The sequence below is a fragment of the Megasphaera geminata F0357 genome, from assembly GCF_000239275.1.
Taxonomy (GTDB): domain Bacteria; phylum Bacillota; class Negativicutes; order Veillonellales; family Megasphaeraceae; genus Megasphaera; species Megasphaera geminata.
This window is the reverse complement of record NZ_JH417616.1, coordinates 43,496-43,815: the sequence shown is the minus strand read 5'-3', so window position 1 is coordinate 43,815 and position 320 is coordinate 43,496.

Genomic DNA, 320 nt, shown 5'->3' with positions numbered 1-320 from the left:
ATTACCTAAACCCCGAGAGGGGACGGAAACTCGTTCTGTCCAGCGTCTTTAACCACTCCAGGTCGCTGTCGCCAATTAATTACCTAAACCCCGAGAGGGGACGGAAACTTTCGCCGCTCCGTCGCTAACTGATACGCTCTTCCCAATTAATTACCTAAACCCCGAGAGGGGACGGAAACATTGAATTGAATAGCCATAATTAAATACTCCTTTTCCAATTAATTACCTAAACCCCGAGAGGGGACGGAAACTTGAAGAATTCTGCGACTTCTTTTGCCGTCATTACTGAATTAATTACCTAAACCCCGAGAGGGGACGGA